This is a genomic window from Streptomyces sp. NPDC104309 (assembly GCF_055584025.1).
In genome coordinates this window covers 1-21839 of record NZ_JBVJMV010000033.1, presented here as the reverse complement: position 1 = coordinate 21839, position 21839 = coordinate 1, and the positions used below count along the sequence as shown (strand labels likewise).

Here is a 21839-nt window from a genome sequence, read left to right as displayed (position 1 = left end):
CCCCGTGGCGCGCAGGGGATTAGGTTGTCGGAGAAAAGCCTTCGGGCAGCCGGACTCGCGATGGGGGCGAGCATGATCATGCTAAAAGGTGCCAATGTTCCGGTGGCGGCTCGGGCCGTGCGGGTCGAATTGGGGTGGCGCGCCCTTCCGGGGACGCCGGATGTGGACGGCTCGGCACTGCTTCTCGTGTCGGGAAAGGTGCGGGACGACGCCGACTTCGTCTTTTACAACCAGCCCTCCCACGCGTCCGGCGCGGTTCGCCACGAGGGAAAGCGCACCACCGCTGACGGGGTGACGGACAGCCTTGCCGTCGATTTGGCACGCGTCGAGCCGGCCGTCGAGAGCATCGTCCTGGCGGCCTCCGCGGACGGCGGCACCTTCGGTCAGGTGACGGGGCTCTACGTACGCGTCATGGACGCGTCGAACGGCTCGGAGATCGCGCGCTTCGACAGCACGGACGCGACGGTCGAGTCCGCCTTCATCCTCGGCGAGCTCTACCGGCGCCAGGGCGCCTGGAAATTCCGTGCCGTCGGCCAGGGATACAGCAGCGGTCTCGAAGGTCTCGCGACGGACTTCGGTATTTCCGTCGATGAACCACAGCGGCCCCAGCCGTATCAACAACCCCAATCCCCTCAACAGACCCAAGGAGGTACGCGGGTTGACGATCTGCCCCCGCCTCCGCCGGTGCTCCCGCCCGTACCGCCGACGGCGCCCCCCGTGCCTCCCGCCGCCCCGCCCGTCCGGCTGTCAAAGGTGACGCTCACCAAGGAGGCACCCTCGGTCTCCCTGGCCAAACAGGGCGGCACCACGGGAGTCCTCCAGGTCAATCTCAACTGGCAAGTGCGCAAACAGTTCAAGGGCTGGGCGAGCAAACTCGGCAGAGCGGTCGCCGACCACGCGGACCTCGACCTCGATCTCTGCGCCCTCTACGAACTCACCGACGGCCGCAAGGGAGTCGTACAGGCACTCGGAAACGCGTTCGGCGCACTCAGGCAGCCCCCTTATATCCATCTCGACGGAGACGACCGCACCGGCGCCGTCGCCACCGGTGAGAACCTCACCATCAACCTCGACCAGAAGGACAAGCTCCGCCGCGTCCTGATCTTCGTCACCATCTATGAAGGCGCCCGGAGTTTCGCCGATCTCCATGCGACGGTCTCCCTTCGGCCCCAGCACGGCGCCCCGATCGACTTCTCGCTCGACGAATGCACCGTCCCGTCCACCGTCTGCGCGCTCGCGCTCCTCACCAACAACGGGGGAGACCTCACGGTGCAGCGCGAGGCCCGCTATCTCGTACCCGAGCGCGGAGTGAGCCCGCAGCGCACCATCGACTACGCCTACGGGTGGGGTATGAACTGGACGCCCGGTCGTAAATGACCCCCCGGGAGTCCGGCAGGCACTGCGGTCATCGGCCCACGGCCGGCTCCGCTCACCGGTCCGGCGCGGCCTCGGGACGGGCGTACGTACGCCCCTTCCAGGCCGCGCCGCGCCCCCGGTGGTGCTGCACGGCGGAATCGACCGTCATCAGCAGATAGAGCGCGGCGGTGAACGGCAGCAGCGGCGCCAGCCACAGCGACTGCCGGTAGTAGCCGAGCATGGGCATGTACGTGCCGGCCATCACGGCCCACGCCGCCCCGCCCGCCCACGCCGCCACCGGAGCACCGCCGAGCAGCCCGGCGACGAGCGTGACCGGCGGCGCGAGGTAGACCAGCGCGAGCCCCAGGACCGTCCCGAGGAGCACCGGCGGACTGTGCCTCAACTGGGCGTACGCGCTCCGCGACACCATCCGCCACAGATCCGCCAGGCACGGATAGGGCCGCACGCTGTCCACCCGTTCCGCCAGCCCCAGCCAGATCCGCCCGCCGCCGCGCTGCACCGCCCGCGCCAGCGACACGTCGTCGATCACCGCCTGCCGGATCGACTCCGGCACCCGGGCCCGCTCCGCCGCTTCCGTCCGCAGCAGCACACACCCTCCGGCCGCCGCGGCCGTCCGGGCACCCGCCCGGTTCACCCACCGGAACGGATAGAGCTGCGAGAAGAAGTACACGAAGGCCGGCACGACCATCCGCTCCCAGACGCTCGACACCCTCAGCCGGGCCATCTGCGAGACCAGGTCGAACCCGCCCGAGACGGCGGCGGCGACGAGTTCCCGCACGCTGTCCGGCTCATGCGCGATATCGGCGTCCGTCAGCAGCAGATACTCCGGCTCCCGGGCCCGTGCCAATGAGATCCCGTGCCGCACGGCCCACAGCTTGCCGGTCCAGCCCGGCTCCGGCTCACCGGGCGACACCACCGTCACCGGCAGGCCCCCGTAGCGCACGGACAGCGCGCGGGCGACATCCCCGGTGCCGTCCTTGCTGCAGTCGTCGACGAGGAAGATCTCCGCGACCCCCGGATAGTCCTGCGCCAACAGTGACGGCAGGCTCACCGGCAGCATGTCCGCCTCGTCACGCGCGGGCACGACGACCGCGACGGACGGCCAGTGCTCCAGGGCCTCCCGGGGCGGCAGCCGCTGGTCGGTGCGCCAGAAGAAGCCCTGTCCCAGCAGCAGCCACACCCACGCGGCCAGCGAACCCACGGCGATCCAGGCAACGGCACTCATTTGCCGCAGTCTGCCCCACTGTGACGGAACCGCAAGGGCGGTCGACTAAGGTGACCGGGTGAAGATCGCGCTCATGGACTCCGGAATCGGCCTGCTCGCGGCCGCCACCGCGGTACGCCGCCTGAGGCCCGACGCCGATCTGGTGCTCTCCTCGGACCCCGGCAGCATGCCATGGGGGCCGCGTACCCCCGAGGACGTGACTGCCCGCGCGCTGGACGTGGCCCGAGCGGCCGCGGCCCACCGGCCCGACGCACTGATCGTCGCCTGCAACACGGCCTCCGTGCACGCCCTGCCGGCGCTCCGCGCCGAGCTCGAACCCGCACTGCCGGTCATCGGCACCGTTCCCGCCATCAAGCCGTCCGTCGTCGGCGGCGTCCCCGTCGCGATCTGGGCCACGCCCGCCACCACGGGCAGCCCGTACCAGCGCGGACTCATCCGTGAATTCGCCGGCTCCGTCGCCGTCACCGAGGTTCCGTGCCCGGGTCTCGCCGACGCCGTGGAGCACGCGGACGAGGCGGCGATCGACCGGGCCGTGGCCGCAGCCGCCGCGCTCACCCCGCGTGATGTGCGAGCCGTGGTCCTCGGGTGCACCCATTACGAACTGGTCGCCGAGCGCATCCGTGCCGCCGTCCGGCAGCCCGGTCTGCCTCCCGTCGCGCTCTACGGCTCCGCCGGTGCCGTCGCCGCCCAGGCGCTGCGCCGGATCGGGGCCGAACCCGCTCCGTCGGCCGAATCGGCCGGAGGCCTCACCGTGCTTCTCAGCGGACGCACCGCCGACCTGCCGGAAGCCGCTCTGGCCTATGCCGAGGGGCGACTGCTCGGCGCCGTCAGCCCCGCCCGCTGATTCTGCGCGGGCCATCGGACCCATCTCCGGCGTGCGGGTTCTTGAGTACGCTGCTTGACATGAGGGACCACCCCCGAAAACCGAGGCACACCGGAGCCGACCCCCACTCCGAGGTCTGGATCGGCCGGGCCACCAACCGGGCCCAGTGGGTGCTCGCCGCCGCGGGTGCGGCCTGTGTGGCGCTCGGCGTCCAACTGGCCGTGACCTCCAACTGGACCTCCGGCATCGCCCCGCTGCTGATGTCCGTGATCGGCTGCGTCGCCGCCGGACTGCTCATGCTGTTCGGCACTCTGGCCTTCGTGAACGTGGCCGTCAGGGTCGACGGGGACGCTCTGGAAGTACGCTGCGGCCACATGGGCCTGCCGCGCCGCCGGATCCTGCTCACCCATGTGGTGGGCGCGGAATTCGCGCCACGGGTCACCCCGCGTCAGTGGGGCGGCTGGGGCTACCGCTGGCGCCCCGAGCAGGGCACGGCCGTGGTGGTCCGCAGGGGCGAGGGGCTGGTGCTCAGGCTCGGTGACGGCCGGACGTTCACCATCACGGTCGACGACGCGGAAGCGGGCGTACGGTTCATCCGCGAGCGCTTGCACCTGCGGGGGACCGGCGCGCCGGCCGGAGCCTGACCCGCGGCACCGTAACGGCAGGGGACCGGATCTGCGCGGGAAAATGCCGAAACGATCCGGCATGAAGGGTTCCGTCACGCGAACGGGACTGCCCGGCACACAGACGATCACCGTAGACTCCGCCGGGTGAGCGCCACCATCACCTCAGTCGACGACCCGCAGCAGCCCGCATCCACCCCCGTGCCCCGGGGGAGACGGCTGACACAGCGGCTCGTACGGCCCGCAGCCGCCGTGATCTCCGGAGTACTCCTCTACCTGAGCTTCCCCCCGCGCCCCTTGTGGTGGCTGGTTCTTCCCGGATTCGCACTGCTCGGCTGGGTGCTCCACACACGCAGACTGCGCGCGGGGTTCGGCCTCGGCCTCCTCGCCGGGCTGGGCTTCATGCTGCCGTTGCTGTACTGGACGGGCGAGGAGGTCGGTCCGGTGCCGTGGCTGGCGCTGGCCCTGGCCGAGGCGCTGTTCATCGCGGTCGGCTGCCTCGGGATCGCCGCCGTCTCGCGCCTGGCCTGCTGGCCGGTCTGGGCCGCCGCGGTCTGGGCCCTCGACGAGGGGGTCCGGGCGAGGGTGCCGTTCGGCGGCTTCACCTGGGGGAAGATCGCGTTCGGGCAGGCGGACAGCGTGTTCCTGCCGCTCGCGGCCGTGGGCGGCACGCCGCTGCTCTCCTTCGCCGTGGTGCTGTGCGGCTTCGGTCTCTACGAAGCGGTACGCCAATTCCGTAAGTACCGCAGCACGGGCGAGATGCCCCGGGCCGCCGTCGCCGCGGCGGCCGCGACCGTTCTTGTGCCCGTCGCCGCCGCCTACGCCGCCCTGCCGCTCGTGGACGACTCGGCCGAGGACGGCACCGTGACCGTCGCCGCGATCCAGGGCAACGTGCCGCGGCTCGGACTCGACTTCAACGCCCAGCGCCGCGCCGTCCTCGACAACCATGTGCGCCGCACGGAACAACTCGCCCAGGACGTGAAGGCGGGCAAGGTTCCCCAGCCCGACTTCGTCCTGTGGCCGGAGAACTCCTCCGACCTCGACCCCTACCGCAACGCCGACGCTCGGATCGTGATCGACGACGCGGTGAAGGCGATCGGCGTGCCCACCGTGGTCGGGGCGGTGGTGGAGCCCGACACCGGCAAGCTGCGCAACACCCTCATTCAGTGGGATCCGAAGAAGGGGCCCGGTGAGACGTACGACAAGCGCCACATCCAGCCGTTCGGCGAGTACATCCCGATGCGTTCCTTCGTACGCCTCTTCAGCTCCGACGTGGACCGCGTACGACGGGACTTCGGCCCCGGCAAGAAGGTCGGAGTCTTCGATCTGGCAGGCACGAACGTGGGCCTGGTGACCTGCTACGAGGCCGCGTTCGACGATGCCGTGCGGGACACGGTCATGCACGGCGGCCAGATGATCGCCGTACCCAGCAACAACGCCGCCTTCGGGCGCAGCGAGATGACCTACCAGCAGCTGGCCATGTCCAGGGTCCGGGCGGTCGAGCACAGCAGGTCCGTCGTCGTCCCCGTGACCAGCGGGGTCAGCGCGATCATCCGCCCGGACGGGACCGTCGTCCAGAAGTCGAAGCTGTTCACCCCGGACGCGCTCGTGGACAAGGTGCCGCTGAGGTCCTCGCTGACGCCCGCGACCCGGATGGGCACGCTTCCCGAAGGAATCCTCGCGCTGATCGCCGTGGCGGGGCTCGGCTGGGCAACCGCGCGTGCGGTACGGATGCGGCGGAGCCGCTGAACCACCCCGCCCGCCACGTAGGGTCGGTCCATGGCTACTCCTGATTTCATTCGCGAGATCCGCGCCACCGCCGGCCGACAACTGCTCCTGCTGCCGGGAGTCACAGCCGTGGTCTTCGACGAAGAAGGCAGAGTGCTCCTCGGACGCCGGTCCGACACCGGAAAGTGGTCGGTCATCGGCGGCATCTGCGAGCCCGGTGAGCAGCCCGCGACAACGGCGGAGCGCGAGGTGTACGAAGAGACCGCCGTGCGCTGTGTGGCGGAGCGGGTGGTCCTCACCCAGGCCCTGGCACCGGTGCAGTACGCCAACGGCGACCGCTGCCAGTACATGGACGTCACCTTCCGCTGCCGGGCGACCGGTGGCGAGGCGCGCGTCAACGACGACGAGTCGCTGGAGGTGGGCTGGTTCCCGGTGGACGCGCTGCCGCCGTTGAACGAGTTCTCGCTCTTCAGGATCAAGCAGTCACTGACCGACGAACCCACCTGGTTCGAACCCACCGCTCAGCGGTGACGACCGGTGCTCGTCGGACGGGCCCGGTTCCCCGGCCCGTCCGACGAGCACGGCTCAGACGCCCCGGGCGTCGGCCGGCAGCGCCGCGGGCGCGTCCGGCTCCGGGGCGGCGGCCCCGTCGATGTCCGCGAGATCCCGGTTCCTGGTCTCCTTGGCGCAACCGACCGCCAGTACGGTGATGAGCACCGCGGCTATGACGTACAGCGAGATGGGTGTCGAGCTGTCGAAGTCCGCGAGCAGAGCGGTGGCGATGAGCGGCGCGGGGGCACCGGCCGCGACCGACGAGAACTGCGCCCCCATCGACGCCCCCGAGTAGCGCATCCGGGTCGCGAACATCTCCGAGAAGAAGGCCGCTTGAGGCGCGTACATCGCGCCGTGGAAGATGAGTCCGACAGTGACGGCGAGCAGCAGACTCCCGAAGCTCCGGGTGTCGATCAGCGCGAAGAACGGGAACATCCACAGCCCCACGCCGATGGCGCCGACCAGATAGACGGGCTTGCGCCCGATACGGTCCGACAGTGCGCCCCACGCCGGAATGACCGCGAAGTGGATGGCCGAGGCGATGAGCACCGCGTTGAGCGCCGTCTGCTTGCCCAGATCTGCCGCGGTGGTCGCGTAGACGAGGATGAACGCCGTGATGACGTAGTAGCTGATGTTCTCCGCCATCCGGGCCCCCATGGCGATCAGCACATCGCGCCAGTGGTGCCGCAGCACGGCGACGAGCGGCATCTTCTCCGTCGCGCCGGCGGCCGACCTACGCTCCTCAGCCTGAGCCAGCGCCGCCTTGAACACCGGCGATTCATCGACGGAGAGACGAATCCACATGCCGATGATCACCAGCACCCCGGAGAGCAGGAAGGGGATGCGCCACCCCCAGGCCCCGAAGGCCGAGTCCGACATCAGCGCGGTGAGAGCGGAGAGCACCCCGGTGGCGAGCAACTGCCCGGCCGGAGCCCCGGTCTGCGGCCAGGAGGCCCAGAACCCACGCCGCTCGGGGTCCCCGTGCTCCGACACCAGCAGCACGGCTCCACCCCATTCACCACCGAGGGCGAAGCCCTGCACCAGACGCAGGACGGTGAGGAGCACGGGGGCGGCGGCCCCGACCGTGGCATGCGTCGGCAACAGCCCGATGGCGAACGTCGCTCCGCCCATCATCAACAGACTGAGCACCAGCAGCTTCTTCCGGCCGAGCCGGTCGCCGTAGTGCCCGAACACCAGGGCACCGAGCGGCCGGGCGGCGAAGCCGACCGCGTAGGTCAGGAACGAAAGCAGCGTGCCGACGAGCGGGTCGGACTCGGGGAAGAACAGCTTGTTGAAGACCAGCGCGGCGGCTGACCCGTACAGGAAGAAGTCGTACCACTCGATGGTGGTCCCGATGAGACTTGCGGCGACGATGCGCTTGAGCGAGCGGGTGGTCGGCGGGGCGGATGCCGAGGCAGCCATGAACACCACTTCCGGGCGGTTGGCGGGGACGGATTCGTGTCGCCACACCGTAGGAATGGGCAGGTCAGAGGCACATGTGGCGGGACACCATAGTTCTCGGGCCGGGTGTGCGCGGGGCCACCATGACAGGCACGTCGAGACTGCTTCGAGGACCGTATTGAAGGCCGGCAGGCGCCTGTCAGGATTGCGCTATTAGGCATGGTTTATTGCCCTGGTGCTGACTCCCGTGCTGGTTTGGTGCTGACCTGAAACCGCATGTCAGCACCCCTGATCACCTGTCCCGTGCTGACTTGGTGCTGACTACGCAGCGATGAACTTCGGCATTCGGGGCGGATCGGGCGGGTAGTGTTCTCCCCTTCCGCGCGCCTGGGGTCAGGCCTGGCGGGTTTCTGCGGAGCCGGCCATGGTTGGTGGCACATGGTCCCGCACCGGCAGGCCCCCTCACCGTGAAACCCATACATAGACGGCCGGATGAACCCACGCGACCACATCCATGCCCCGCCAACCGCCGCTTCACCACCATCGACCCGGAACCCTCCACGGCCGGAACGCCCGACTCCTCGCCGTACGCCTGTGTCAACAACGCCCCCCAATCAGTCCGCCCCCCTCCAGCCGCTGCCTCCTGTGCTTCTCCGCAGTAATCGGCGAACCGTCGCCACGCGGTGTGAGACCAACGCGGCTGGTTACCGGAGCCACCAAGCAGCCGGGCAGCGGCAGCGCATCGGACAGGCCATCGACTTCGCCGACGTCCCCCGCGACGACATCGCCCCCGTCCTTGCGGAACTCGTGCGCCAGCCCGGCATCCGCCGCCGCATCCTCGAACTCACCGCAGGACCCACCCCCATCGCGGACGCCGTTGCCTGCGCAGTTGCAGCTCCAGGTCGCAGGTTCCGTGGTGGCCGATGCCCGTCATGTCCCCCGTGAAGCCGGGGATGAGGTCGACCTCTTTCGGGGCGGCTTTGAGGTAGACGAGTGTGCGAAGCCGCGGCAGTGGCAGGCGGAGCGCAGGGATGGCTTCCATGCGCTGAGGCACACGTACACCTCGATCGTCCTTGAGGGCGGGGAGTCCGTGGTGACACTGGCGGGCTGGGGCACTCGTCTGCAACCATCACGCTGGACCACTATGCCCACTTCGTGCCGGAGGCGCGTTGCCCGATCGACAGTCTGCTCGATGGTCAGGCCGAGCGCCGGTCACCTCCCCCTCTCGGGCCACTTCGGAGGGTTGAGCTTCTTGAGCTCGGCGGAGCGGGTCCCTGGAAACCCTGCTTTCCGGGCTCTCCGCGTCCACTCCTGCGCGGTCCGGAGTTCCACTCGCCATGCCTGGATGACCAGGTCGTGAGGCTTGAAGCCATGGCGGAGGGCGAAGCGGTGCACGGTTGCGACGGCCTGGAGATGCTGGGGGCTTCGGCGTGGATGGTTACCCGTGAGCGCCGTCGTCATGATTGTCGTGAGATGTTCGATCTGAATCTCGGGTCCGAGCGCCAGCGCCAGGTTGCGCACCGCAGATGTCGAGTTGGCAATCTGCTCGGACCGCGTGGCCGCGCGTGGTGGTCAAGTGTCGCTCCGCGTCCCGCAGCTCCGGTGGGAATAGTTGGGTCACGTTACAGCCCTCCAAGGTCCCTGACCCTTCGCGCGAGCGAAATAAAAGCGTTCCGCTTGGTCTCGCGCTGCTCCTCCCGCTCCCGCCTCTCCGCCGGGACGAGTCGCGCCGCTGTCTGGACAGCGTACGTGTCCGGGTCGCCGAAAACGGACTCGGCTTCCTCTCCAGTGTCAGCGCAATAGGTCGTCACTTCCTTGACCGCTTGGAGCACGACGGGACGGTCCACGCCCGGTTGCAGAGCCAGCCGCACCTGGAATCGGGCTATCCAGCGTTCGCGCGACTTCTCCTGGGGCGTCTTCACGACCTTGCCACCTCTGGCCATAGGTTCTCCCTGTGATTTTGGTGACGTGCTCTGCAGAACTGGACGTGAGAACCCCCGACACGGTTGCGGTCGGCACGAAGTTGGGGCGCCCGGCCGAGCGGCGGACGCAGTCACGGCAATGCCACCAACCGTGAGGGCGGATACACACTCGAAGGATATGACTGATGAGCTCCACCACAACTTGAAGGCGCAAGCCAAAGGGCTGGCGTGACCGGCACGCTGAAGGCGCCCGAGACGACCTCGGTGCGGCCAGCCGACGGTTCCCGCACCCGGCTGGATCTTGACCGCCCGGCGCCGTCTTGCGACGGTTGCTTTCCGGGCACATTGCGACCCGCGCGACATTCGTTGTGGCGACTGGCTTCCCAGGCAGGGCTTCGGCGTAGTTGTGTGACGCCCGTTTTGTGATCACGCGAGGCCGAGGAGTGCGAGGGGGCGACGGGGGTCGCGGGCGTTGCGGCGAATACCGGCCGCGATGTTCTTCGCTCCGGCTGCCCGGAGGGCTCCGATGGCGAGGTTGCGCCAGGTGGCCATCGCGCGGGGCGTGTTGCCGGTCCGTAGCTGGGAGGCGTCCTCGGCGAAGGTGGTGTCGCGGACGTGGTGCGGACTCTCGATCTGCCAGTGGTCGCGGACGAGTCGCGCGAGCTGGGCCGGGGTGGCCTGCTCGGCGGTCAGGCTGGTGACGGCGTAGACGGTCTTGACGGTGGCCTTGCCGGTCTTGCGGTCGGTGCGGCGGCGCTTGATCTGGACGGCCTGGCGGGCTCCGGGGAAGAGGAGGTTGTTCACGGTGGCGACCTTGATCCGGCGGACCTCCGAGCGGCCGTGGCCGACGCCCTTGGCGCGGCCCTGAAGCGGGATGTCCTGCTACGGAAGGGACTTGAGTTGTCTGCGCAGCTTCTTCTGGTTGCCCTTGACGATCACGATGTAGTGGGCACCGCGGCCCAGGAGGTAGCCGGCGTGCTCGCGCTGGGTGTGCATGGCGTCGCTCGTGACCACGACTCGTTCGGCGTGAATCCCAGGTTCGCGTGGATGTGGTCGCGCCGGTTTCCGGCCTGCGCTACCTGGTGCAGCAGCTCGGGCTTGGTACATCCGACAATGAGCCTGGCATCGACGACGGCGATCTGGAGCGCGAGTCGCGCCGGGTGCTCGTTCGAGTCGGCATGCTTCAGTTCGGCGTTGCGCTCAACCGTCCATTGTCGAAGAGCGGCAGTCACATCCGGTGTCGTGAGCAGCGCCGCTTGGTCGGCTTTCAGGATGTGATGGCGACCCTTCGTCCGGTTGCTGCCTTTGACGGTCGGCCAGGCCCAGAAATCGCCCTCGGGGGTGCGGTAGACCTGCGCGACCATCAGGCAGGGGACTTCCTGTCCGTTCAGCAGGAGGTCGGCGCAGAGGTCGTAGCGGCGGCGGCCGTCGCCTGCGCTGAGTAGTTCCGAGGCGCGGCCGATCACTTCGGCGACGGGGTCGGCACTCGTCATCGTGACGCTCAGCGCTGCTTTCGGCTTGCCGTCGGAGCCGTGCCAGACCTCGGTCGGCGTGAGCATCCACTCGGCGCTGGCCGAGGCCGGGTCGGCCGGGGAGCCCCAGCAGGAGTCGTTGCGCTCCCAGGTGCTGCCGGCGCAGCCGAACAGCCGCACATCCAGCTCCAGGGCTGTTTCGCCGCCGACGCGCACGGAGCGCAGGCGGGCGGGGTGGATGCGTTCACGACCCCGCTCGGTGGTGACGAGGTGTTCGACCGGCTCGGCGGCGTAGGCAAATGCGGCGGTAAGAGCCTCACGGGGCGCATTGATGCCGTCGGTAGCCAGTGCGGCCTCGACCAAGCGCTCGACGGTGTCGGGTGTGTGCGGATCCGGGTACTCGGATATCGGTTTGGCGGTCACGGAAAGAAATGCTCCTGGCGTATAAAGTGACAAGATGGCCAGATGCTTGCGCCTCGGGCGGGGAAAACGCGGGCTCTTGGCATTGCTGACCCATGGGCTCGCGACGTGCTGTATGGGGACTGCTGTGAGGCGTTCGGTTCAGGCGCGCACGGTTCCGCCGGCTTGCGACTCGTGTCAGAAGTCACCGCTGTGACCTGGAGCTCTCCAACCCGTCTCACCACATGTCGGAATTGATCAGTCTCACGACGGTGGCGGATCCCCAGAGCCGGGCTCGTCATTCGTCTTCGTCGTCGAAGTCGTAGGGCGGGATGGTCCAGCTCATCACCGTCCCGCCCGCCGTGTCGGCTTCAAGCGTGACCGGATAGACCTGGCCGGCATCCCGCTCACCGCGGTGCCTCATCGAGTGGTCCCCCTGGTCCCATTCGATGCCGAGTACCTGGCAGCCGCCGACCTCAATCACTCCGGCGCGGAGCGGGTGGTGCCACCCGGCTCGCCGGAAACGGTGGAAGTCGGTGTGCTTGTCGATCGAGACCACGAGGCCCTTGCCATGGAGGCGGTCGCACCAGGCAGTGAGTTCGGCCGCGCGCGCGGCTGCCTCGGCCAGCGGGAGGTCGAGCCACCCGTGCGGTCCGTCGACGCCGTACTGCGCGATCCGCTCACCGCCGAACTGCGCGTGCGCGTCGTCCGCGTACCGGCCCCAGTAGAAGACGTCGGCGAGCCCGTCGGCCGGCTCGCCGTCCATTCCCGTCCACGTGTCCAGCCCCGCAGCGTCGCCGATGACTATGCCACACCGGTCAACGGGCAGGTCCCCAAGCCGGATCTGCGCCGATCGGCCCGCGGTCCCGGGCCACGGGAGGCCGAGGCTGATCTCCAGGGTCGCGATCGCCGGTTCCTCGTCGAACGGGGATGGTGAGGTGCTCGCCCTCACCTTCAACGGCCGATCGGCGACGGCCGGGACCGCGACCGCCTCGCACAACCACTCGCGAAGATGGCGTCCTCCCGACGACGCTGCCGTCCTGGCGCGCTCGGGCAAGGGCTGCCCGAGCTCCCGCCAGTAGTCGATCCACCCGGCCATGCCGAGCACGAGCACGCCGGACGGCGCATTGACGGATCCCAGGTCAACGAAGGTCTCAGGCATGCGCCGATTGTGCCTTCCCAGCACGACAGGATTCTGTGCGAGGTACCGGCCCCCGCCGCCGGAGCCTCACACTGCGGTGGTCACGCCCTCGCCAACCAGCGTCACCTTCTTCTCTCCTGCGGCGGAGACATCCGGGGACCCGATATCTACTGGAAGGACTCCAGGTAGCTAACAGCGGACCGAAGGTGGTTCACAGAGTCCCTGAACCGGCCGAGCCCGTGGTTGCCAGCTGTTGCATAGGAGCCCTCGCACGCACTCGCCACATGAGATCTCAGCGGGGTGGCGTATCCGCCACCACCCCGCCAAGATCCACGAGATTCCGCCATGGATCGCGAGACCCTACATTTCGTGTAGGGTCTCGCCGCCGATGACATGTCGATCTTCTGTGACCTGCTGGTTCTCTGTTGTCTCACCGCGATGTCACCCAAGATCAGTCTCAGATCGATGCCATCTCCTCGGCGGAACGATGAGTCTGCGGCTGAGCCACCGAGCACGAGGACTACATGCGAGCTCAGATCGCGCACCGATGAGTTTCCCGCGCCGCGCCGGTCTGTACGCGTGAGACCGACTCACGGAAGGTTGGCGCCATGCGGAAACTGATCTACGGCATGAACCTGACTCTGGACGGCTACATCGCCGCGCCCGGCGACGACATCGGCTGGAGCGTGCCGAGTGACGAACTGTTCCAATTCTGGTCCGACCAGTTGCAGGCGACCGACCTGTCGCTGTACGGGTGCAAGCTGTGGCAGACGATGAGCTCCTACTGGCCGACCGGCGACCAGCAGCCCAACGCCACCCCGGCGCAGATCGAGTTCGCGCGCCGCTGGCGGGACATGTCGAAGGTGGTGTTCTCCTCGACGATCGACAAGGTCGACTGGAACACCCGCCTGGTCACCGGCGACGCGGTCGCCGAGATCACCCGGCTCAAGGCCGAGGACGGCGGCCCGATGGACATCGGCGGCGCGACGCTCGCCGGGGCGGCCATGCGGGCCGGGCTGATTGACGAGTACGTGCTGGCCACCGCGCCGGTCCTGGTGGGCGGCGGCACGCCGTTCTTCACCGCGCTGGACAGCTGGGTGAACCTGAACCTGGTGGAGACGCGGACGCTTCCCTGCGGCGTGATCCTGACCAGGTACGAGACGAGGCGCTGAGCGCCCGTCACGTGACTCGACCGCCTGCCGGGTCCACGCGAACGTGAACGCCACCACTGGGGTGGACAGCCGGCAGTGCGGCTTCACATCCACCACTAGAACTGGTTGGGGATGCACGGCAGTTGTCGCCGCAGGGGCAGGAGGCTCTGCGGTTGCGGGCGGTAGCCGCGTTGATGTCGGGCCGGGACCGCGAGGACGTCGCGGCGATGTTTCAGGTCTCGCTCAAGGCGGTGGAAGGCTGGTGGGTGAAGTGGCTGGCCGGCGGACGTCAGGCGCTACTGGCCCAGCCTCGCGGGCGGCGCCCAGGTGAACATCAGGTCCTCGACACGGCCGAGCAGCAGGCCATCCGGCAGTCGATTCTCGACCACCGGCCGTGTGACCTGGACCTTCGGGGCCAGTTATGGACGCGTGGTCTGGTGGGTGAGCTGATCGCGAAGCTGTATCGGGTGCGGCTGACGGAGCCGGGTGTGGGCAAGTACCTGCGGCGTTGGGGGCTGTCGTTCCAGCGGCCCGACAAGCGGGCGGTCGAGCAGAACCCGCAGGCGGTGCGGACCTGGCTGGAGGAAACCTGGCCGGCGATCCGCGCACAGGCGAAGGCCGAGGACGGCGAAGTGCTGTTCGCCGACCAGGTCGGCATTCGTTCCGACCAGGTCACTGGTCGTACCTGGGGTGAGAAGGGCCGCACCTCGATCGTGCGCCGCACCGGCAACCGGTTCTCCGTGAACGCGCTGTCCGCGATCAGTACGAAGGGCCGGATGCACTTCATGGTGTTCACCGAGACTTTCGACGCGCAGGTCATGTGGCGCTTCCTCGACCGTCTCCTCGGCCACTTCGACCGCAAGATTCACCTGGTGGTGGACGGTCACTCCGCACACCGCTCCCGCACGGTTCGCACATGGCTGGCCGATCACGCCGACCGGATCGAGCTACACTTCCTGCCCTCGTACTCGCCCGAGCTGAACCCCGATGAACTCGTCAACGCCGACCTCAAACGCAGCCTGCCCATGGGCAGCCGGGCACGCGACCAGGCCCAACTCGCGGCCGATACACTCAGGTTCTTCCACCGCCGCCAACGCCAGCCCCACATCGTCCGCGGCTACTTCGGCGGCCCCCACGTCCGCTACACCATCAGCGAGAACCATTTGAGTTTCTGATCAAATAGGTGCGCGCGAACTGCCGGCTCAGCTTGGCTGTCGTCGTCAGGCAGAGCTCTTTTGGAGTCGGCGGTGTTCGTCGCCGGGTTGAGGATCAGGTCAGTCACGACCGTGATCTCGGGGAAGGCCGCCAGGCGGCGGTCTTCGGAGGGATCTTCTTGTTGGTGGGGTGTGTCTCGATGCGGTCGAAATAGCGGGTCCACGCCAGTCCGAGGTCGACTGGCCTCTGCCAACAAGAACGAGAACGAGTGAATCCGCCAGCTTGGATACGACAGGTGAGGAGTTCGTCTCACTGGACTTGATGTCCTGTCGAAGTGCATCTGTCAGATGGTGAGCCGTTGACCTGGTGGGGTGCCACGTTGATTGAGAACGCTGGCCCTCAGTATTCTCAACTGACATGGCTTTCACGGAATCGTGCTGACGGATGGGACAGCTGACTCAGCCGTCTTGCTCTTCAGCGAAGCTGCCCATGGTCTCCCTCAGACGGCGCCGTGCCGTAGCCAGACGCTCCGCGTAGTCAGCAGCGAAGATCCCGGGGAGTGTCTTGTCCAATGTCCCCGCGAGCTTGTGGATCGGAACCCATGCGGCTGGGTCGTCGACCAGACGGCTGAGGTCGGTCATCTGAACTCGCTCCAGCCAGTCCGAGAGGACGAGGGCTTCGTCGGAGGTGAGCTTGATTGTGATCTCAGTGTCGTCCACGAGTCGAACTTGGCCCGGCGCCTCACGGAAGTCTCGTTCGCGGTAGAGACAGAAGCGCCGGTAGAGGGGGTCCTGGGTTCCGAGGGTGGTGTAAATCCGCGCGAATCGTCGGCGCCGACGGGCGGGTCCGCCGCTGCCGCCAGTGCTGGAACGCGCCGGGATCGCACTGGACACCGGGCTCCGACAGGCCCACCGTGACGGGCGCTACCTGCCGCTGTCCCTCAAGGAGTACGCCGTGCTGAAGGTGCTGGAGGTGCTGATGCGGGCGCGGGGCACGGTGGTCAGCGCCGAGGAGCTCCTGGAGAAGGCGTGGGACGCCAACACCGACCCGTTCACCACCGTCGTCAAGGTCACGATGAGCAAGCTGTGTGCCAAGCTCGGCAACCCGCCGTTGAACGTCACCGTCCCGGGCAGCGGGTGCCGCCTGTGAAGCACGGCCGGCATCTCACGCCACTGCGCGCCTGTCCTGAACCGCCGGATCACCCCCTCAAACTGATCCCGCAGCCGCTCGGGGTCCGGGCCGTACTCAGCTATCGGCAGGAACGGCTCGATCAACTTCCGCTGTTCGTCAGTGAGTTGCCTGCGCGTCGCGATCGTCTTCCCACCGGATCCGCCTTCCAGGCGGATCCGGATCTGCAAGATTGATCACGACATCACACAGGCCCCATTCAGGGGGGTCGACCCCGTTGCCTCGCTCAAGGTCAGCCCTGCTCTGCGGCGCTCACCCGACGCTGTGCCAAAGTGCGTTGCCGATGCAGCCGCAGCCCCGCCTTGGCCATCTCCGCACGGCCTCGCTCAGCGAGATGGTCGGCACCACATCGGTCCGCCAGCTCGATACCCTCGAACAGCAGCTCGGCTACCCTGTCGGTGCGGCCGTCGCGCCTGAGCTCCGCGCCGAGGTCAATCAGTGCCTCAGCGTACGCGTGCCGGTTGGGGGACCGGCTCAGTACCTTCACCGCGCGCTCTCGCTGGGGCAGCGCCTGCCCGTCCTCGTCCACCGCCGCGCCGAAGCGCAGCGCCTCACCGATGGCGGTGGGCGTGCCATAGCGCTCTGCCCGACGCAGCATCTCCGCTGCGAGGGCGCGGGCGCCCTGGGGGTCCTCCTCGGCGATGGCGATGGCGAGGTATCCCGCCCAGGGGCACCAGGTCGGGTTGAGGATGCCCTTGGCTTCCAGCCGTTTCCCTGCCGCGGTGAGTTGTGCCACGGCCTCCTCGCGCAGGCCACGGGCGAGAAGCAGTCGTCCGTAGACGGTTTGGGAGTCGGGAAAGGCCACCGCGTTCGGGTAGGGGGGCGCGAAGTCGTACGTCTCGGCGACGCGAAGCGCCTCCTCGACGCGGCCCCGGGACAGCAGGACGTCCAGCAACAGTCCGACGGCATACCATTGGGCGGGCACCCGGGGGCCCACCCGCTCGGCCAGGCGCACTCCCTCACGCGCGCAGTCCTCTGCTTCGACGAGCATCCCGCGCCGGAACCAGACCAGGCCGAGGAGAGTGAAGCCGAAAGAGAGGTGGGCACCACTCCACCCGACCTGCTCGCACTCTGCGATGGCCGAACTGAACAGTTCTTCCGCACGGTCGCACTCGTCGGCGTACATGTAGCTGAGCGCGGTCAGGCTCGGGAGTTCGAAACCCCAGTCCGGGTCGGTGTAGCTCAGTCCCAGGGCACGTGCGGCGATGGCCAGCGTGTTCGCGGTCGGTTCCCCGCGCAACATCGCGTCCCACGTTCGAACGCACAGCAGGGCCCGCTCCTCGATGTCCTTTCCGGGCACGTGCTCGGCAAGCCGTACGAGCCGACGGGAGCGCTCGGACGCCTGCGCCTCGTGCGCGTCGAAGGCCAGCCACAGATAATGCGCTGCCTGCAGGCGCAGCCGCGCTCGAGCGGACTTTGCCTGTGCTGCCTCGGCGCCCGCGACGGCGGCCGCTCTGGCGGGCTGGTCGTTGTGGGCGAATGCCTGAGCCAGCCGGAAGGTGGCGTCCTCCCTGAGCGCGGGGTCCAGGAAGGGCTGCTCCAGGGCTGCCGTGAGGTGATTGACGGTGACGGCCGGGGCAGTGAGCAGGGCAGAGCAGCCGAGTTCGTAGAGCACGCCCGCGCGATCCTCGGGCGCCGGCGGTTCGCGCAGCGCACGTTCCAGACAGCGTCGAGCCGCGTCGGGCGCGCCAAGACGGAGATTCTCGCGCGCGGCAGCGCGCAGTTGAAGGACGGTGTGTGGGTCGTCCTCGGGATGGGTCTCGAGCAGATGCCGAGCGGCGGCTGTGACGCCCAGCCCCGCGTCGGCCACCGCCCAGGCGGCCTGACCGTGCAGCGCGGTGCGGGTGGTCGGCGGGATGGCCTGGTACACAGCGGTGGCGACGAGTGGATGGATGAACTCGAGTGTCCGGCTGCCGGTGAGAATACGGGTGACGCGTAGCCGGTCCACGGCGTCCTGGGCCTCGGCCGGTGGCAGTCCGGCCACTGCTGCGGCCAGCTCCGGGGAGATCTCGGTGCCGAGCACCGCGGCGGCCCAGGCAAGCCGGACAGAGGCGTGGCCGAGCCTCTCCAGCCGTTTGACCAGTCCGGCGCCGCGTGCGCTCGCAGCGAGTTCGCGCAGCAGGGAGGCCGACTCCGCGTTCGGGGCGAGGCTGCGGTCCTGGACCTTGGCGATGAGCTCGACGGCCTCGTAGGGGTTGCCGCCGGTGACCACCCAACACTCGTGGCAGAAGAGGTCGTCGGCTTCCGCTCCGAGCGAACTTCGCACCAGTTCGCCCACTGCCTCCGGGCTGAGAACGTGCAGGGGGATCGGGCGTCCGCTGCGGCCGTCGATCAGTTCGCGGAACGTCGCGGCCTCAGTGGGCACTTCGTCCGGGCGGTAGCCGAGGACCACCAGCACGGGAAGTTCCTGCGCTCTCACCGCGAACGCGGCGAGCCAGGCGAGTGACTCCAGATCACCCCAATGGGCGTCGTCGAGAACGATCACTATCGGTGCCCGTCGCACGGCCAGCTGGGTGACGACCCAGTCCAGACCGTCCCGGACGCCCTGCGGGTCCGGGGCGGCGGTACCGGTCTGCTGAGCGAACAGACCAACGGCCGGGCCGGCGATCTCGTACCACCCGCCGAATATCTCGCGACGCTCGGCCTCGGTGCAGGAAGCGAGGACGGGCTGCAGCAGCTGGCGTACGACATGGAAGGGGACGGTATGCTCCTGCTCGCTGCCTCGGGCAGACAGTACAGTGCAGCCGCGGGCAGTGGCGATGCGCCGGACCTCGGCCAGCACGGTCGTCTTGCCCAGCCCGGCGGCAGCGCTGAAGAACAGAAGCCCACCCTGCTTGCCTTCGCCGTCCCCGCCGCCTGCGCAGATCCCCTCCACCGCATTCCGAGCAGCGACCACCTCGTTTTGGCGCTCGTACAGGGGCTTACCCACCCGATCGCGTCCGTCCACGACGGTGGTCCTCCCGGTGCGGTAACGTTCCGACACTTTATTCCCCCTGCTCTGCCAGCATGCGGGGAAGCCTAGCGAAACACACATATACACGGCAGAGATGTCGAGGGATTGGATGCGGGCGATCGTGCGGTGGCATCTCGCAACGCCGGCGTGGGGTTCGGCTTCGTACATCCACCGGCGTTGAGCGGTCCCCGGACGGGTTCGTCCCCGGTCCCGCCCCGGATGCGCCAGGCAAGCACGGTGGCGTCGCCGTCGAGTCCGGCCGCGGTCAGCCCACGGGCCGACTTGAAGACGTCGTTGGCCCAGGAGGGTTCGCGCGCCACCTGTGGGACGTGGTGAGGTCGCAGAGCCGCCAGGACGAGTCGTCGAACCCGGCGTCGGCCTCGGGGTTTTCCGGGGCGTACCGCCAGCCGCTGAAGGGCCGGCAGCAGGACCGGGTGCGGTCCTGCTGCCAGTACGCTCAGGACGCTTCCCGAGCCGGTCGGGCGGACATCGATCGGTCGCCCGTTCCAAAGCAATTCTGGCTCACAACCGCAGCCCCGCCGTTGCTGGGGGAACGGAGGCCTCGGCGTACCGTGCCGATTCCTGGCTGTATTCGAGAAACCCACGCGCCCATGCGCGGATCCCGTCCACGTACCGGTCAACTGCGGCCTGTTCCTGCACCGTCAGGTTCATGGCGAGGGCGGTGGTCTGCAGACTGGCCATTGCGGCAGGCAGTTCGATGATTCGCAGGGAGAGCCGGCGGTGCACCTCGTTGACAGCGTCCTGCAGCGTCAAGTGGTCATGGTGCTGCAGTATCACGACGAGGTTGCTGGTTTCGCCGGTGCGTAGTTCTTTGCCGAGGGAGTACAGGTCGTTGGTCCAGCAGATGATGTCGGCGGCGGTATCCCGCAGCTGTCGGCAGGCCGGCGAGGACCACACCAGCTCGGTGAGTTCCGCATCCTGTGCGTATTCGGTGAGGTCGAAGCACCAGCCGACCGCTCCGGAGACCCGGCGCCAGGCGACGTAGGCATGAGGCGTGGGTACGCTGCGTTCCACCCGGCGCCGGATCATGTCCCGGTTGGTGCTTATCCATTCCGCCAGATGCCGGCGGAAGCGATCGCTCCATGCGGGGCCCATCTGATCGGTCAATCGGGGCACGACCTCTGCCAGGACGCGTACGGTCCCCGGCGCCTTTTCGGGCACAACGTCCTGTGCGCAGGTGACGATGCGCATCATGGCTTGCAGCTCTGCGTCGACCGCTCCGGAATCGTCCCCGCGGGCGTCACTGCGGTCATCGACGACGAACATCCACAGGGTCAAGCGAGACAGCTCTGCCAGCCGTTCCGGGGGTGCCCATGGCCAGACCCGTCCGGCGAAGGCAATATGACGCTCCCTGCGGGCCTGCTCAGCCGCTTCCGCAGACAGCAGCCCCACTTTCTGCGCCCACGCCGTGACGTGCGGCTCTACGTGGGGAAGGTCGGGGTTGAGCAGCGAGAGGTCCCGGGTTTTGCACTGCAGGGGGGCAAACCATTGCCCGCCGTCCCCTGGGATGGCCCACCCTACGATCTCGGTGCCTGCGTTTGCAGGCGTTCGTCTCACGAGAACTTCCCTCCAGCCCGCTACAGCACGGGTAAGGACCGCGCCTTGTCATCTTTCCCTACGGACCGGCTTTTACCCGCCCCGCCGGGACACGGCGCCCTCTCTTCATGCATCGCGCCCTCGACGCGGAACTCAACGACGCGACTCTGCTGGTGATGTTGGGCAGATCATGCGGTGGCTGGGCACAGAGTGCGGAAGTGCGTGGCTCGGCGTCGTGTTCTGGGTGCGGTGTCGATCCAGTCGGTGACGCGGGCGACGTTGCAGGGCCGCCGAGTTCAGCTGCCACTGGAGTGAGGTCAGTGCGACTGTTCACCACCATCAGGCTTCCGCCGAGCCCGCCCCTGAAGGGGCGGGAGAGGACCTGCACCGGGGGGCGGAGAGGGTGAGGTTGTGCAGGCGAGCGATCCCGAGCATGGCGTGGTGGACGCCGTCACCTTTGAGGCGGCAGTCTCGAAGGATCTTCCAGGCCTTTATGCGGGCGAAGGTGTGCTCGACCCGCGCGCGGACCTTGCGGTGAGAGGCGTTGTGTTCCTCTTTCCAGGCAGGAGTTTAGCCTGGCCGGGTTCACGGCGGTGCGGGATGATCAGGCCGGTGCCCGGTAGCCACCGTCCGCGATCACCGTGGTGTGGCCGACTGCGTCCATCGCGCCGGACAGTTTCCATGCCTTCCAGTCGTTGCGGTTGCCCGGCAGGGGCCGGCCGACGGCGACCACGTGACGGGTGTCGGCGTCGATGTGAGGTTGATCCAAGGCCGGGTAGTTAGCGTTTCCGCAGGTCACGCAAGGGATTCGTCATCGGTGTGACTGCCGCGTAGCGGCCGGTGCGGACTCTCTTGATCATTCCTTTCTCGGTCCAGCGAGCGAGTTGTCGATAGGTGGCGACGAGGGTGATGTCGCCGAGGAGCTCGGCGATCTCCCTTGAGCGCCACAGCCGTTCGGGTTCTGCCTGCAGGATGGCCAGGACGCGTGCCATGCGGCTGCCGGGCTTGCCGTTGCCGGTGTTCTCCCGGACGGTCGTCGCTGGCAGTTCGGGCTCCGGCGGTGGTGGCGGCAGGAGGGTGACCGTCATTGAAGTCACGACCCGGCTGCCGTCGGGGCGGCCGTCCAGCTTCCTTTCCGCGTAACGGGAGATGGGGGACTTCACCTTGCGAGT

The 21839-nt window shown here is 68.3% G+C and carries 17 protein-coding genes and 4 pseudogenes; 8 read left to right on the top strand and 13 right to left on the bottom strand.

From position 1 onward, the window contains the following. Window positions 1-60: 60 nt before the first annotated feature. Window positions 61-1377 (top strand): TerD family protein, encoded by a 1317-nt coding sequence (locus ACZ68L_RS33875; protein ID WP_469585012.1) that lies wholly within the window; start codon window positions 61-63, stop codon window positions 1375-1377. Window positions 1378-1429: 52 nt separating this feature from the next. Here ACZ68L_RS33875 and ACZ68L_RS33870 read toward each other — a convergent pair whose 3' ends face one another. After that, window positions 1430-2602, bottom strand: a complete 1173-nt coding sequence (locus ACZ68L_RS33870; RefSeq protein WP_469584864.1) for a glycosyltransferase — start codon at window positions 2600-2602, stop codon at window positions 1430-1432. Window positions 2603-2660: 58 nt separating this feature from the next. On the opposite strand from ACZ68L_RS33870, the gene ACZ68L_RS33865 reads away from it, so the two are divergent. The 4 genes from ACZ68L_RS33865 (at window position 2661) to ACZ68L_RS33850 (ending at window position 6307) form a co-directional block, all read left to right on the top strand. Then, complete coding sequence (locus ACZ68L_RS33865) at window positions 2661-3446, top strand: glutamate racemase (protein WP_469584862.1); 786 nt, start codon at window positions 2661-2663, stop codon at window positions 3444-3446. 59 nt (window positions 3447-3505) lie between these two features. After that, window positions 3506-4069 (top strand): hypothetical protein, encoded by a 564-nt coding sequence (locus tag ACZ68L_RS33860; protein WP_469584860.1) that lies wholly within the window; start codon window positions 3506-3508, stop codon window positions 4067-4069. 126 nt (window positions 4070-4195) lie between these two features. Then, window positions 4196-5797 carry an apolipoprotein N-acyltransferase gene (gene lnt, locus ACZ68L_RS33855; RefSeq protein ID WP_469584858.1) on the top strand — a complete coding sequence of 534 codons (1602 nt, stop codon included), beginning with the start codon at window positions 4196-4198 and terminating at the stop codon, window positions 5795-5797. A gap of 30 nt (window positions 5798-5827) precedes the next feature. After that, window positions 5828-6307 (top strand): NUDIX hydrolase, encoded by a 480-nt coding sequence (locus tag ACZ68L_RS33850; protein ID WP_469584856.1) that lies wholly within the window; start codon window positions 5828-5830, stop codon window positions 6305-6307. A gap of 54 nt (window positions 6308-6361) precedes the next feature. On the opposite strand, the gene ACZ68L_RS33845 is transcribed toward ACZ68L_RS33850, so the two are convergent. The 6 genes from ACZ68L_RS33845 to ACZ68L_RS33820 form a co-directional block, all read right to left on the bottom strand. After that, window positions 6362-7750: an MFS transporter gene (locus ACZ68L_RS33845; protein WP_469584851.1), complete on the bottom strand. Its 1389-nt coding sequence runs from the start codon at window positions 7748-7750 to the stop codon at window positions 6362-6364. 823 nt (window positions 7751-8573) lie between these two features. Continuing rightward, on the bottom strand, window positions 8574-8771 hold the full coding sequence (locus ACZ68L_RS33840) for a hypothetical protein (RefSeq protein ID WP_317867307.1): 198 nt from the start codon (window positions 8769-8771) through the stop codon (window positions 8574-8576). Window positions 8772-9351: 580 nt separating this feature from the next. Continuing rightward, window positions 9352-9672: a hypothetical protein gene (locus ACZ68L_RS33835; RefSeq protein WP_469584847.1), complete on the bottom strand. Its 321-nt coding sequence runs from the start codon at window positions 9670-9672 to the stop codon at window positions 9352-9354. Window positions 9673-10077: 405 nt separating this feature from the next. Continuing rightward, complete coding sequence (locus ACZ68L_RS33830) at window positions 10078-10455, bottom strand: transposase (RefSeq protein WP_469584844.1); 378 nt, start codon at window positions 10453-10455, stop codon at window positions 10078-10080. Between the two features lie 131 nt (window positions 10456-10586). Next, window positions 10587-11546 (bottom strand): hypothetical protein, encoded by a 960-nt coding sequence (locus ACZ68L_RS33825; protein WP_469584839.1) that lies wholly within the window; start codon window positions 11544-11546, stop codon window positions 10587-10589. A 274-nt stretch (window positions 11547-11820) separates the two neighbouring features. Beyond that, window positions 11821-12684, bottom strand: a complete 864-nt coding sequence (locus ACZ68L_RS33820; RefSeq protein WP_469584837.1) for a hypothetical protein — start codon at window positions 12682-12684, stop codon at window positions 11821-11823. 587 nt (window positions 12685-13271) lie between these two features. Between ACZ68L_RS33820 and ACZ68L_RS33815 the strand changes: the two genes are divergently transcribed. Both ACZ68L_RS33815 and ACZ68L_RS33810 read left to right on the top strand, forming a co-directional pair. Then, window positions 13272-13835, top strand: coding sequence for a dihydrofolate reductase family protein (locus ACZ68L_RS33815; protein WP_403883390.1), 564 nt, complete (start codon window positions 13272-13274; stop codon window positions 13833-13835). 152 nt (window positions 13836-13987) lie between these two features. Then, complete coding sequence (locus tag ACZ68L_RS33810; protein WP_469584830.1) at window positions 13988-14989, top strand: IS630 family transposase; 1002 nt, start codon at window positions 13988-13990, stop codon at window positions 14987-14989. Between the two features lie 438 nt (window positions 14990-15427). Here ACZ68L_RS33810 and ACZ68L_RS33805 read toward each other — a convergent pair whose 3' ends face one another. Continuing rightward, the gene (locus ACZ68L_RS33805; protein ID WP_469584828.1) at window positions 15428-15688 is read right to left on the bottom strand and encodes a hypothetical protein; all 261 of its coding nucleotides are present in this window, start codon (window positions 15686-15688) and stop codon (window positions 15428-15430) included. Between the two features lie 115 nt (window positions 15689-15803). Between ACZ68L_RS33805 and ACZ68L_RS33800 the strand changes: the two are divergent. Continuing rightward, window positions 15804-16118: pseudogene (locus ACZ68L_RS33800) on the top strand (winged helix-turn-helix domain-containing protein); the annotation flags it as partial. Between the two features lie 5 nt (window positions 16119-16123). Here ACZ68L_RS33800 and ACZ68L_RS33795 read toward each other — a convergent pair. The 5 genes and pseudogenes from ACZ68L_RS33795 to ACZ68L_RS33775 all read right to left on the bottom strand — a co-directional run. After that, window positions 16124-16282 (bottom strand): annotated as a pseudogene (locus tag ACZ68L_RS33795) (transposase); the annotation flags it as partial. Between the two features lie 107 nt (window positions 16283-16389). Then, complete coding sequence (locus ACZ68L_RS33790; protein ID WP_469584825.1) at window positions 16390-19104, bottom strand: ATP-binding protein; 2715 nt, start codon at window positions 19102-19104, stop codon at window positions 16390-16392. Window positions 19105-19632: 528 nt separating this feature from the next. Beyond that, entirely contained in the window at window positions 19633-20688 is a 1056-nt protein-coding gene (locus tag ACZ68L_RS33785; protein WP_469584822.1) for a terpene synthase family protein, read from the bottom strand. Window positions 20689-21006: 318 nt separating this feature from the next. Beyond that, a pseudogene (locus ACZ68L_RS33780) lies at window positions 21007-21430 on the bottom strand (transposase); the annotation flags it as partial. A 16-nt stretch (window positions 21431-21446) separates the two neighbouring features. Continuing rightward, a pseudogene (locus tag ACZ68L_RS33775) lies at window positions 21447-21839 on the bottom strand (hypothetical protein); the annotation flags it as partial.